The 12524-nt window shown below is 62.7% G+C and carries 10 protein-coding genes; 3 read left to right on the forward strand and 7 right to left on the reverse strand.

Translation table 11 applies throughout. The features are described from left to right. Positions 1-2 precede the first annotated feature (2 nt). The gene (locus tag B9N97_RS31310; RefSeq protein ID WP_085091693.1) at positions 3-1124 is read left to right on the forward strand and encodes an ABC transporter ATP-binding protein; all 1122 of its coding nucleotides are present in this window, start codon (positions 3-5) and stop codon (positions 1122-1124) included. Further along, positions 1125-2879: an ABC transporter permease gene (locus B9N97_RS31315; RefSeq protein ID WP_085091694.1), complete on the forward strand. Its 1755-nt coding sequence runs from the start codon at positions 1125-1127 to the stop codon at positions 2877-2879. It abuts the gene before it with no gap. Between the two features lie 312 nt (positions 2880-3191). On the opposite strand, the gene B9N97_RS31320 is transcribed toward B9N97_RS31315, so the two are convergent. From B9N97_RS31320 to B9N97_RS31350, 7 genes are all read right to left on the reverse strand, one after another. Next, complete coding sequence (locus B9N97_RS31320; RefSeq protein WP_167393444.1) at positions 3192-4361, reverse strand: porin; 1170 nt, start codon at positions 4359-4361, stop codon at positions 3192-3194. A gap of 859 nt (positions 4362-5220) precedes the next feature. Then, positions 5221-6354 carry a Gfo/Idh/MocA family protein gene (locus tag B9N97_RS31325; protein ID WP_085091696.1) on the reverse strand — a complete coding sequence of 378 codons (1134 nt, stop codon included), beginning with the start codon at positions 6352-6354 and terminating at the stop codon, positions 5221-5223. Positions 6355-6363: 9 nt separating this feature from the next. After that, positions 6364-7530 (reverse strand): acetyl-CoA acetyltransferase, encoded by a 1167-nt coding sequence (locus B9N97_RS31330; RefSeq protein ID WP_085091697.1) that lies wholly within the window; start codon positions 7528-7530, stop codon positions 6364-6366. Positions 7531-7591: 61 nt separating this feature from the next. Then, positions 7592-8518, reverse strand: coding sequence for a 3,5-dioxohexanoate:acetyl-CoA acetone transferase (locus B9N97_RS31335; RefSeq protein WP_432264222.1), 927 nt, complete (start codon positions 8516-8518; stop codon positions 7592-7594). Between the two features lie 155 nt (positions 8519-8673). Further along, a complete protein-coding gene (locus B9N97_RS31340; protein WP_085091699.1) occupies positions 8674-9132 on the reverse strand; it encodes a MaoC family dehydratase in 459 nt (152 codons plus the stop codon). A 164-nt stretch (positions 9133-9296) separates the two neighbouring features. Then, positions 9297-10223, reverse strand: a complete 927-nt coding sequence (locus tag B9N97_RS31345; RefSeq protein WP_085091700.1) for an electron transfer flavoprotein subunit alpha/FixB family protein — start codon at positions 10221-10223, stop codon at positions 9297-9299. A gap of 1 nt (position 10224) precedes the next feature. Then, positions 10225-10986 carry an electron transfer flavoprotein subunit beta/FixA family protein gene (locus B9N97_RS31350; RefSeq protein ID WP_085091701.1) on the reverse strand — a complete coding sequence of 254 codons (762 nt, stop codon included), beginning with the start codon at positions 10984-10986 and terminating at the stop codon, positions 10225-10227. A gap of 610 nt (positions 10987-11596) precedes the next feature. Here B9N97_RS31350 and B9N97_RS31355 point away from each other — a divergent pair. Then, positions 11597-12358, forward strand: a complete 762-nt coding sequence (locus B9N97_RS31355; RefSeq protein ID WP_167393445.1) for a FadR/GntR family transcriptional regulator — start codon at positions 11597-11599, stop codon at positions 12356-12358. The last annotated feature ends 166 nt before the right edge of the window (positions 12359-12524 follow it).

Raw genomic sequence — 12524 nt, forward strand, 5'->3', positions numbered from 1 at the left:
TCATGGCTGGCGGTTCTCCGTATATACGACTTTCCAACGTGCAAAAGCACTTTGTCCGCCGGAATGGCACCCCGGTACGCGCGATCGACGACATCTCGCTCGACATCCGGAAAGGCGAATTTCTCGTTCTGCTAGGACCGAGCGGCTGCGGGAAAACGAGCCTGCTGCGCTGCATCGCCGGTCTCGAAACGCCGGATTCCGGCTCCGTGGCCATTGGCGAGCGGACCGTCTTCGATTCCACGGCCAGGATCAACATCGCGCCGGAGAAGCGGCGCATCGGCATGATGTTTCAATCCTACGCGCTCTGGCCCCACATGACGGCCTATGAGAACATCCAGTTTCCGCTGCAGATGCGCGGCGTGGACAAGACGGACGCCGCCGACAAAATCCGGAACGTGCTCACCATGATGCACATCTCGGACATCGCCCAACAACATCCGGGACAGCTCAGCGGCGGACAGCAGCAGCGGATCGCCCTTGCCCGCGCCCTCGTCTGCAGCGACGACCTAATCCTGTTCGACGAACCACTGTCGAACGTCGATGCGAAGGTGAGGGAGCATCTCCGCTTCGAATTGAGCCTGATGCAGAAGAAGCTCGGCTTCACCGCGATCTACGTGACGCATGACCAAGACGAAGCGATGGCGCTGGCCGATCGGATCGTCGTGCTGGGCAACGGGCGGATCGCGCAATGCGGAAAGCCGCAGGACATCTATCTGCATCCCGCCAGCATGCGCGTGGCCGAATTCGTCGGCTCGGCGAACTTCCTTAAAGGGACCTTGCTGAGCACGGCGCCGGTCGCCCGGGTCAGGACGGCGCTCGGCGAACTCACCGTGCCGGGCGAGCAGGTGAAAAGCAGCCAGCGGGACATCGTGGTCATGTCGCGCCCGGAACGCTGGAGCATCAGCGCAACACCGTCGGAAGCGAATAACGGTTGGCGCGGCAGGGTATCCGCCGTGGCCTTCATGGGAACGCACAACGAATATCTGGTGGATATCGGCGGGCAGCAACTGCGCGTGCGCGACCAGCGTCCGCAGAGTTTCGATGTCGGCACCGAGGTCTGGTGCTGGATCCGAAGCACGGACCTCCAAGTGCTGGGCGACGATCGCATCGAGAGGGTCGCCTGAATGTCCCACACCCCTGCCTCCTCGCTTCCGCCTCCGGCGATCCCCAAGCGGTGCTTTCCCAAGAGATTGCGGGACATCAACCTATTCTCTCCGATCGCCCTTTTGATCTCGCTGGCGACCTGCACCCTGATCGTCTATCCGATGATCGTCGTCATCCTCAATGTCTTCATCGCCGACGGGTCTTCGACGCTGACTCTGCTCCACCAGATCGTCGACGACCGGATCGTTGGTGTGCTTTTCAATACTGTCGCGGTCATCGGCGCGTCGGTGATCGTCGCCACTGTCATCGGTTCGCTGTTCGCATGGCTTGTCGAACGCACCGACATCGGCATGAAGGGCCTGACGCGCTTCCTGCCGATGCTCCCCGTGCTGGTTCCGCCAATCGCCGGCGCGATCGGGTGGGTCCTTCTGGCGTCTCCCCGTTCTGGCTTCCTGAACCGCTGGGCGCTCAGCCTCGGATCGATGCTCGGGATCGAAAGCACCCAGGCCGTCATCAACATCTATTCCTGGGGCGGGCTGGTCTTCGTCTTCTCGATCTATCTCCTGCCCAATGTCTTCCTCAGCGTTTCCAGCCATCTGAAGAATCTCGACCCCGCGATCGAGGAGGCCGCCCGGATGAGCGGAGCGGGCGCCTGGCAAACCCTGACGAAAGTCACGATTCCATCGGTGAAGCCGGCTGTCATGGCGGGGATGATCCTGGCCCTGATCATGGGCCTGTCCCTGTTCTCGTTGCCGGCAGTCATCGGCATGCCGGCGGACGTCGAGCTGCTGGCCGTGCGGATCGTCAAGCTCATGACCGCCAGCTATCCGCCGCAGACCGGAACCGCGCTGATGCTGGCACTGATCGTCGCGGTGGTGATCGGAAGCGCGTGGTGGGCTCAATCCCGCATACTCGCCGGCAGGAATTTTTCCACCATCGGCGGCCGGGGACTTCGCACGGCGGAGATAAAGCTCGGCATCTACAGGACGCCGGCACAAATTCTCCTTCTCCTTTATCTCGCGGTGTCGTCGGTGCTGCCCTTCTTCGCGCTGGTGGTGGTGAGTTTCCAGCCTTTCTGGACGCCAGTCATCCGATTCCAGAATCTCGGCCTGTCCAACTACAAGAACGTCTTCATCGACACCGCCTATTCCCAGAGCGCCCTGATCAACAGCGTTTTCCTCGGCATGCTCGGCGCGACGGTGGGCATGGCTCTTGCCGCCGTCATCGCCTTCTTTATCGACCGAAACCGGAAATCCCTAGCGGCGGCGGCGATCGACAGCACGACGAAGCTGCCGGCCGCTGTGTCGCACCTCGTCATCGCCATCGCGTTCGTCGTCTCATTTTCCGGTGCGCCTTTCTACCTGCACGGTACCATTCTGATTCTGCTGCTGGCCTATGTCGTGCTGTACATCCCGCAGGCGACGCTGAGCGCCAGCACCGCGCTTTCGCAGGTGGGGCCGCAGTTGTCGGAGGCGGCATTGATGGCCGGCGCCTCCCAGGGACGCGTGTTCCTTCGCGTCACGTTGCCGCTGATGCTTCCGGGGCTCGTCGCCGGATGGACGTTGCTGTTCGTTCTCATCTCCGGTGACATCACGGCGTCGGCGATGCTCGCCGGGAGCCGGAATCCGGTTGTCGGCTTTGTGATTCTGGAATTGTGGAGCAACGGTTCGTTCCCCCAGTTGGCCGCCCTCGGCACGGTGATCACCCTGCTCAGCAGCGCGGTCGTGCTGACGACGATGCATCTGTCCAATCGCGGCATGCGCAACGCACGTTAATCCATCGCCGGTCTCGCACACCCTTTGCCGGGCCGCGCAACAGGCCCTGGAGCGGATGGGAATCCGTTCCAGGGCCTGATCCATTCCAGCGGAAGCGTCGTCCTTGGCGACACCGCGACGTGAGCGAGCGACGTCGCCCTGCTCCATCCCGCACTCTGCCCTCGCCCTGCCCCGCCCGGCGGGGCAGGCTCGATCATTGGGGGAAAACCCGACAGGACAAAAAAAAGACCGGACGACAAACGCCCGGTCCGCAGTTTCTCTCGCCAGGATGGGGGCGAGAGGGTGAAGGACAACGCAGGAAAAGAGGTTAAATCAGAAGACGAGGACGGTGCGGGCGATCACAACGTTCGAGTCCACCTTGCGTTCCGCCGCCACGGCTGTGACGTCCTTGTTCTTGGCCTCGATGAAGCTGTACTCGAGCCCCAGCCGCAGTCCGGGAGCCATTTGGTAGGCGACCCCGGCGGTGTAATAGTCCTGCTCGCGCTTGCCCGCGACGCGCACGTCGCCGGCATCCTGGCCGAAGGTGTAGCCGGCCCCCAGTACGAAGGCGCCGGTCGTGTATTGCAGACCGACGTTCCACGCTTCGTAATTGTCCTTAAAGGCGGCATTCTTGGCCAAGCCCGATTTGCCGTAGCCGACATAGCCGCCGCCCAGCACGAAGCCCGCGTAGCCGACCTGGGCGCCGGCCGTGATGCCGTTTAGATCCTCATAGGCGACAGCCCCGGTGTTCTCGTACTTGCCGCCGAGATAGCCGGCATTGAACCGGACTCCGACCCCGCTGAACTCGCCGGAATAATTGATGCCGGCTTCCCAGACATTCTGGAGGGTGCCGGCGCCAGCGCCCGTGGGGCCGGTCAGCCGGTTGACGTCCGTCGCGGAGCTGGTAGCGTGCGGCGTGAAGGCCAGCGCGGCCTGGAAACCGGAGAATTTCGGCGAGATGTACATGGCCTTGGTCGCGACGTCGCTGAGCGCAGCACCCTGCGTGGTCGAGGTCGCCGCCGGCATATAGGCGAAGGTAGACACGTCCAGCTTGGTGTTGCCGGCCGACGCGTTGTTGGAGGTCGCCCAGGTCACCGCGGCGTCGTAGATGCCGAGAAAATGAAAATCCACCGGTCGGCTGAAGCTGCCGAACGTGTCATCGTGCCAGGAGTTGCGCGTTCCCAGATCGAATCGGCCGAACGACCCTTGCAGGAAGATGAAGGACCGGTCCGCGTCCATCGTGCGGTCGCCGTTGCTCGCGCGAATCCGCATGCGCGCACCGTACTCCAGTCCGTTGTCGGCCTTGGCCGAGGGGATGATGTTGAAGCGCATGCGGTTGCGGAGTTCCGTCGACCGCAGGCCGCTGTCGTTGTCCTGGTTGATGTAACCGGCTTCCAAATAATAATCGCCGGTAATCTTTATGTCGAATTTCGACTGGGCATAAGCCGATCCACTCGCCATCAGCACAGAAATGGCGCACACCGCCTGTGATTTCTTCAACATAGTTTCCTCCATTTTGTGTAAGTTATAGCGCTGTACAACCGGGCAAAGGACGAATGGGCGTGGCACGCGATGCCGCGCCCGCTCTCATTGCCGCCACAACTGCTGGATCACCGGCGTGCGAGCGTGCCCGCCGGTAATCCAGCCGAAGATTCTGGGCATACGGATTTCTCGGGCACAGGTTTACCTTGCCGGCCCGGCGTCCGATAGGAACGGACCGGGACAAGGCGAACTGCCGTTGCTGAAGGAGATGCGGTTTTCCACGGCCTAAAATCGCTTCGTCGCTCCGCTGCGGCAGAGCGGCTCGCAATGCGATCAGGCCATCCTGTCTGTCATGAAGAGCTTCCATTCTCCCCCTCCAAGGGGGGCTGCGCCTGCGCGACTCTAACGGCCCAACCGGCGGCCCCATCGGAACGACCGGCTTTGGGCAATCGAAGTCGTTCACGGATTGTCCACACCGGAGACGATCCGCACAATCGTGCACGGCAGTTGGAGAAGATCACTGAACATGGGAACTAATATATATTAATCCGGAGGACAATCGCGCAAAGCGCGCCCCTTCGGCGTCTTTGTATAATCCACGTTGCTAATTACTTTTATGTCCAACATTGTACAAAAGGTCAATTATTTTTGGCAGAATCTTTTTCTCGTGCTGCATATTTGTTGAGTGGATCGAAAAAGGTTGGGATGATCCTGACCGGCTACCAGTCCGGCCATAATCATCCCGACGGATTGCCGCCCCGACGGCAGCCAGGTCAGCTCACCATTGCAATTGGTCAGTCCTATTTTCGCAAAGTCGGCCTTCCGGATCCACGCTGCCGGCAGGCAGGCACTTTTCACCGCCGGCCGTTGCGGCCGATCATCACGGCAGCGGCCGGTTCGGAGCGTCGACGCTTTCGCGCCGGCCGCTGGCCGACGCCGTCTCAATCACGTCGATCACCTTGTGCAGGGCCACCGCATCCTCGAAGGTCGGAGCGGTCCGCGTTCCTTCCCGCAGATCCCGGGCCATCCGCGCATAGAGCCGCGCCACATTACCGGGATTGACGTCTTCGGGCCAGTTGCCGGACTGGTATTCGGCCGGCAGATCGATCGGCGACATCGTCCGGTCATCGCCGCGTCCGCCCACCAGCCACAACGGCACCTGCTGCGAACCGCCATGGCGGCCATACAGGCGGAGATCGCCGTCCGTCCCGTTAATTTCCCAGACGAATCCTTCCTTCTCGCGCGGCATGCCGCCACGGTAATGCATCGAGATCGGCGCACTGTCGCCGATCACGCCGCAGACGACGACCTGGTCCGGGGCGTCGAAGGGCACCATCTCGCCCGTTTCGGGCAGTTGGATCAGATTGCGCCGGTTGGTGACGATCGCCGAGATCGCGCTGAAATCGCCCAGCACGTCACGCACCGCGGCAAGCGTGTGCCCCATCGGAATGGTCAGCATGGTCGCGCCGTTCCGGTTGTCGAGGAGATAGCCCCGGCTCTTGGCGTCTTCGTGGGTGGCGCCCCAGCTCCGACCCCGCGCGCTGATCGTCGACGACAGCACCCGGCCCACATAGCCTTCCTCGACGAGCGCACGCAAATGGCGCATCTGCGGCGCGACGCGCGCCTGCGTTCCGGCCACGCCCAGCACGCCCTTCCGGCGCACCATCGCCGCCATCTCTTCCGCCTCGGCCAGACCGTTGCCGAGCGGCCATTCGCAATAGACATGCTTGCCGGCCTCGACCGCCGCCCTCACCAGTTCGAGGTGGTAGGGCACCCGGACCGTCACCGAGACGGCGTCGATGTCCGGCGAGGCCGCCAGGGCCTCGATGTTGTCGAACGCTCGCGGAATCCCGCAGGCGCTGGCGGCGGCCTCGGCGCTGGCGCGGCTGGTGTTGGCGACGCCGACGACCTCGTACTGGTCCGAAAGGGCCCGCAAGGCTGGAAGATGGGCACGCGCCGCCCAGCTGCGTCCGGGCTGCAGGCCGACGATGCCGATCCGAATCTTCGCTGTCATGTCGGCCTCCTACCGTACCCGTTCGAGTATGCTGACATAATTGGCGACTGCAGCGCCGCCCATGTTGAAGATGCCGCCGAAAACCGCGTCGCGCACCTGGATGTCGCCGGCCTCTCCGCACAGCTGCATCGCCGACAGGACGTGCATCGATACGCCGGTGGCGCCGATCGGATGGCCCTTCGCCTTTAGGCCGCCGGACGGGTTCACCGGCAACCGGCCGCCGGGCTGGGTCCAGCCCTCCTTGATAGCCATGGCCCCTTTGCCCGTCGGCGTCAGGCCCATCGCCTCGTACTCGATCAGTTCGGCGACGGTGAAACAGTCATGGGTTTCTACGAAGGACAGGTCGTCGAGGCCCAGGCCGGCCTTGCCGAGGGCCTGCGACCACGCTTCGGCGCACCCTTCGAAACGGATGATGTCGCGCTTGGACATGGGCAGGAAATCCTGCACATGCGCCGTCGACCGGAACCCAACCGCGCGCGGCATGGTGGCCGCGGCGTCGCTCGCCATCAGGACGATCGCGGCGGCGCCGTCGGAGACGAGCGAGCAGTCGGTCCGCTTGAGCGGGCCCGCCACATAGGGATTCCTGTCGCTGACGGCGCGGCAGAAATCATAGCCCAGATCCTTGCGCATCTGGGCGTAGGGGTTGCCCACGCCGTTGCGGTGGTTCTTGGCCGCGATCATCGCCAGCGCGTCCGACTGGTCGCCGTGCCGCTGGAAATAGAGATCGGCGATCTTGCCAAACACGCCCGCGAAGCCGCCCGGCGTCTCGCCGTCGTCCGGCAGGTACGACGCCTTGAGCAGATTCTTCCCGATCTCGGGCCCCGGCGTTCTCGACATCTGCTCGACACCGACGACGAGCACCGTCCGGGCGCGCTTCGCCTCGATCGACATAATCCCCTGATGGACCGCGGCCGAGCCGGTGGCGCAGGCGTTCTCCACGCGCGTCGCTGGCTTGAACCGGAAGCCGTCATCGGCCTGGAAGACGAGCGATGCGGTGAAGTCCTGCGCGGAGAAGCCGGCGTTGAAGTGGCCGAGAACCACCTCGTCGACATCCCCGGGCTCTATCCGGGCATGCGCCAGCGCCTCCCGCGTGGCGCGGACGATCAGGCTCTCGACGGTCTCGGTATCGTGTTTGCCGAAAGGCAGATGGGCCCACCCGACAATGCATGCGCTCATACTCTCGATCCTTCAAACTTCGGTCTTCGTCGCCAACCTTCCGCTCCCGCTGAAAGCGGCGTCAGAATTCGACCTTGTCGCCGCCCTTGAGCTGCAGCATCTCGCGCGCCTCGTCCGGCGTCGCAATCGACAGCCCGAGACCCTCGATGATTTTGCGCACCATCCGCACCTGTTCGGCGTTGGTTTGGGCAAGCTTGCCCGGCCCGGCCCAGAGCGAATCTTCGAGACCGACGCGCACGTTGCCACCCATCGCCGCGGCGATGGCTGCCACTGACATCTGGTGTTTGCCGGCCCCCAGCACAGACCAGGTGTAATCGGAACCGAACAGCCGGTCGGCCGTCCGCTTCATGTGATAGACGTCGTCGGGATGTGCGCCGATGCCGCCCAACAGGCCGAAGACGGTCTGGATGAAGAGCGGAGGCTTCACCAGACCACGGTCCAGGAAATGACGCAGCGTGTAGAGATGCGAGGTGTCGTAACATTCAAACTCGAAGCGCGTCCCGCATTCGCCGAGCGTCGCCAGCGCATATTCGATGTCGGCGAAGGTGTTGCGGAAGATCAGGTCGCGCGAGGATTCGAGCGCCTTCGGCTCCCAGTCGAACTTCCATTCTTTGTAGCGGTCGAGCATCGGGAAGAGCCCGAGATTCATCGTTCCCAGATTCATCGAGGCGACTTCGGGCTTGAACCTGGCCGCGGGACGGACCCGCTCCTGCACCGACAACCAGGGCGATCCGCCGCTCGTCAGGTTAACGACCGCGTTGCTGCGCTGCTTGATGATGGGCAGGAAGCCTTCGAAGGCCTCCGGCGTCTGGTCCGGCTGACCGGTCTCAGGATTGCGGGCGTGAAGATGGATGATCGCGGCCCCGGCCTCGGCCGCCTCGACCGCCGAATCCGCGATCTCCTGCGGCGTGATCGGAAGATGCGGCGACATGGTCGGCGTGTGGATCGCGCCCGTGATCGCGCAGGTGATGATGACTTTCCGAGACATGTTCATTCCTCCCCATGGCGGATGAAATGCGGCGGCTTCCGGAATGCGAAACCTGAAAAACGGTCCGACCGCGATCGCACACCGCATCTGCCGAAGAAAAAAGGACTGACCTTTTTTAAGGGCCTTGGTTCGGCCTAAGGCCGGATGGCGCCTCGTCAGGCGGCGGGCTTGCAGAGCATCAGGGCCGGGCGCTTGCAATGCATGACGAGTTCGTCCCTCTGGTTGAACCCCCTGTGCATGAAGGTAACGATCCCTTGGTTCGGGCGCGACTTGCTTGCACGCTTGTCGATCACCTCGGTTTCGGACCGGATGGTGTCGCCATGGAAGACCGGGCGTGGGAAGCGCACCTCCTCGAACCCCAGATTTCCAGCCGTCGTTCCCAGGGTGGTGTCGCCGACCGTCAGCCCCACCACCAGCCCCATGGTAAAGGCGCTGTTGACGATGCGCTGCCCAAATTCCGTGTGATTGCGGCAATATTCCTCGTCGATGTGGATCGCCGCCGGATTGCAGGTCATCGTCGAGAACCATACATTGTCGGCTTCCGTCACTGTGCGGCGGACCGCATGCTTGAAGATCTGGCCGATCTCGAATTCGTCGAAGTAAAGCCCAGCCACGTTTCTCTCCTCAATCTTTTGTGCTGCGCCAGGGTCTCCGCCTGTCTCGCGCCCCTTTGCGTCGATCCTACAGAAAGAAGTTTGATCGCGCAACAAATGGTCAGGCCTTATCAGCCGCTATCGCTGGAACCGGGCGACCGCTTCGTGAGCCGCCGGACATTGCTTCACAGCTTCGCCGTAAGCTCCGGGACCAGTTGGAATAGATCGCCGACAAGGCCATAATCGGCGACCTGGAAAATCGGAGATTCCTCGTCCTTATTGATCGCGACGATAATCTTCGAGTCCTTCATCCCCGCCAGATGCTGAATCGCGCCCGATATGCCGACTGCGATGTAGAGCTGCGGCGCCACAACCTTTCCGGTCTGGCCAACCTGCCAATCGTTCGGCGCATAGCCGGAATCGACCGCCGCGCGGCTGGCTCCGACAGCGGCGCCTAACTTGTCGGCCAACGCCTCGATGATCCCGAAATTGGCTTGGCTGCCCACGCCGCGTCCACCGGAGACCACGATCTTGGCGCTCGCCAGCTCTGGCCGGTTGGAAACCGCGACCTTGTCCGCCACCCAGAAGGAGAGGCTCGGATCGGCCGGAGCCGCCACCGCCTCGACCACCGCCGAACCGCCGATGCCGGCGGCCTCGAAGGCCGAGGTGCGCAGGGTGAGGACCTTTACCCGATCGGACGATCTCACCGTCTGGATCGCGTTGCCGGCATAAATCGGCCGCTCAAAGGTTTCGGCATCGACCACCCTCGTCACGTCCGGAATCACCATCACGTCCAGCAAGGCGGCCACCCGTGGCGCCAGATTTTTGGCGCCCGACGTCGCCGGTGCGGCAATGTGGGAATACCCCCCGGCCAGCGACACCACCAGATCGGCTAGCGGTTCCGCCAACCCCTTGCCATAGGCGGCCGCGTCGGCGGTCAGCACCTTGGCCACGCCAACGGCGGTCGCCGCCTTGGCCGCAGCCTCGGCGGCACCCTCGCCCGCCACCAGCACATGGACCTCGCCCAACGGCGAGACCGCCTTCAACGCCCTGGTCGTCGCATCGAAGCCGAGCGTCGATCCATTCACGTCGGCAATCAGAAGAACCGCCATGTCAGATCACCCCCGCTTCGTCTTTGAGCTTCGCGATCAGTTCATCCACCGAGCCGACCTTCACCCCCGCCTTGCGGCTCGCCGGCTCCACCGTCTTCACGACAGTAAGTCGCGGCGTGACGTCGACGCCGTAATCCGCCGCGGTCTTCTCGGCCAGCGGCTTCTTCTTCGCTTTCATGATGTTCGGAAGCGACGCATAGCGCGGCTCGTTTAGGCGGAGATCGACCGTGATGATCGCCGGCAGCATTACCTTGATCGTCTGAAGTCCGCCATCGACCTCGCGCGTCACGGTGGCGACGTCGCCCTCGACCGCCAGTTCGCTGGCGAAGGTCGCCTGCGCCCAGCCCAGCAGTGCCGCCAGCATCTGGCCCGTGGCGTTCATGTCGTTGTCAATCGCCTGCTTGCCGGCAACAACCAGACCAGGTTGCTCCTCACGCGCCACCTCCGCAAGAAGCTTCGCCACCGCCAGCGGCTCGATGTCTCGGTCCGGACCCAGGCCGGCCTCGATCAGGATCGCCCGGTCCGCTCCCATGGCAAGCGCGGTGCGGAGCGTCTCGCTAGCCTGCTTCACGCCGATGGACACCACCACGACTTCGGAAGCGACACCCTTCTCCTTCAGGCGGACCGCTTCTTCCACCGCGATCTCGTCGAAAGGGTTCATCGACATCTTCACGTTCACGAGATCGACACCGGACCCGTCCGGCTTGACCCGGACCTTCACGTTGTAGTCGATCACCCGTTTCACAGGGACCAGTATTTTCATCGAGGTTTTCCTAACCAAGTCGCCGAGCGCCGTCCCCGGAGCCATCCAAGGTTGGCAACCGGCGCCGATGGGCTCTTGAATAATTTGGTCCGACCTTATTAAGCCGCTGCCGAGTGGCTGTCAAGACGGTGCCGAGCCGCCGTCCGCAATCCCGCAGTTCGGCCGAGGACGGGACAGGGAACGCCATCGCCCCAAGTGGATTCTCCGGTTTGGCGCAATGCCGGGTTCCCGCAGACGAGACCACCTGAAGGCCCCGCGATGTCCAATCGTGACGTTGGAGCTATCAGCATGGCCAAGCAGGATATCGCGGAATGCTAGGGCGCCTCGTTCCGGCTCTCGATTTCACGCCAATTTGAGGCTACTTGACGAAGCGCGCCAGGAGGTGGCATCAATGTGTGATTGATAAAAGAGGTTTGCTCCAATGTCCTGCTACGGGTGGTGCATGGTTGATGTAAGGTACACCAATGGGCAGGGTGCCAGTTTTGCTTAGCAGGGTCCGGCGCATGACGGTAACGGTTCGTAACGGCACTAATGAATGCATGCGCGGTTCGGTGTCCAGAAATGCGCACCGCCGCTCCAACGATCAAGCGCGGGAGCGTGGCCGTTCATCATGACCAATGACATATCCACCGACGACGGCGCCGTGAACCCCGTGCTGAGCCCGGAAAGTGGAAAGCGCTCGGCCGAGCTTGCCGAAATTCTTCAGGACAAGATCGTCCATGGCGGGCTGGCCGTCGGCGAATCGCTTCCCAGCGAACGGGACCTGATGGTCCAATATTCCGTCAGCCGCGCCACGGTGCGCGAGGCGTTGCGCATTCTCGGGGCCAAGGGGTTGATCGAGGTACGGCGGGGCCGCCGTGGCGGATCCTACATCTCCGCGCCTAGCAGCGAGGCCATCAGCCGATCGCTTGACTTGTTCATTCAGGGCCACGAAGTCCGTTTTTCCGATCTCCTTGCCGTGCGTGAGGCGATCGAGCCGGTTGCGGCGGCTCAAGCGGCCCTTTACAGAACGAAGGACGACATCAAAGAGATTTCCCGACTCCTGCACGAATCCAATCGCGCGATCAACGATCTCCAACTGTTCAGCGCGTTGAATCTCGAATGGCATCTAGCGATCGTCCGGGCCAGCCACAATCCGCTCTTTCTGTCGTTTATGACATCGATCGGGTCCATGCTCTACTCCGCCACCGAGCGGGACGAATTCGACCTTGTGACGCGGACAGTCGTGGCGCGATCCCACAGGCGGATATACGAGGCCATCGCGGCCGGCGACGCAGAAGCGGCGCGGCGAAGGATGATGCGCCATGTGACATCCTACAGCGAACAGTTGGATCTGAAGATCCAGGAAAAGACACCCGACTCACACAAATGACGGGCGAACCCGCAAGAGGATCGGTGGGTTCCTTTTCCGGTGGTTCGAGCGTGTCACCGATAAACTTCAACGGTTGATAGGAAGAAGGAATTCTGGAACATCCTCGGCGCGATGTCATCGCTGTTCAGCGATATTGCGGTTTCTTTATCTCCCAGACGCCAATGGA

The organism is Azospirillum oryzae, assembly GCF_900177515.1.
Taxonomy (GTDB): Bacteria; Pseudomonadota; Alphaproteobacteria; order Azospirillales; family Azospirillaceae; genus Azospirillum; species Azospirillum oryzae_A.

Bases quoted from the DNA above. Each gene is read 5' to 3' on its own strand.
- B9N97_RS31320 (WP_167393444.1), bottom strand. From the start codon at position 4,361: ATGTTGAAGAAATCACAGGCGGTGTGCGCCATTTCTGTGCTGATGGCG.
- B9N97_RS31355 (WP_167393445.1), top strand. From the start codon at position 11,597: ATGACCAATGACATATCCACCGACGACGGCGCCGTGAACCCCGTGCTG.
- B9N97_RS31345 (WP_085091700.1), bottom strand. From the start codon at position 10,223: ATGGCGGTTCTTCTGATTGCCGACGTGAATGGATCGACGCTCGGCTTC.
- B9N97_RS31315 (WP_085091694.1), top strand. From the start codon at position 1,125: ATGTCCCACACCCCTGCCTCCTCGCTTCCGCCTCCGGCGATCCCCAAG.
- B9N97_RS31350 (WP_085091701.1), bottom strand. From the start codon at position 10,986: ATGAAAATACTGGTCCCTGTGAAACGGGTGATCGACTACAACGTGAAG.
- B9N97_RS31325 (WP_085091696.1), bottom strand. From the start codon at position 6,354: ATGACAGCGAAGATTCGGATCGGCATCGTCGGCCTGCAGCCCGGACGC.
- B9N97_RS31310 (WP_085091693.1), top strand. From the start codon at position 3: ATGGCTGGCGGTTCTCCGTATATACGACTTTCCAACGTGCAAAAGCAC.
- B9N97_RS31335 (WP_432264222.1), bottom strand. From the start codon at position 8,518: ATGTCTCGGAAAGTCATCATCACCTGCGCGATCACGGGCGCGATCCAC.
- B9N97_RS31330 (WP_085091697.1), bottom strand. From the start codon at position 7,530: ATGAGCGCATGCATTGTCGGGTGGGCCCATCTGCCTTTCGGCAAACAC.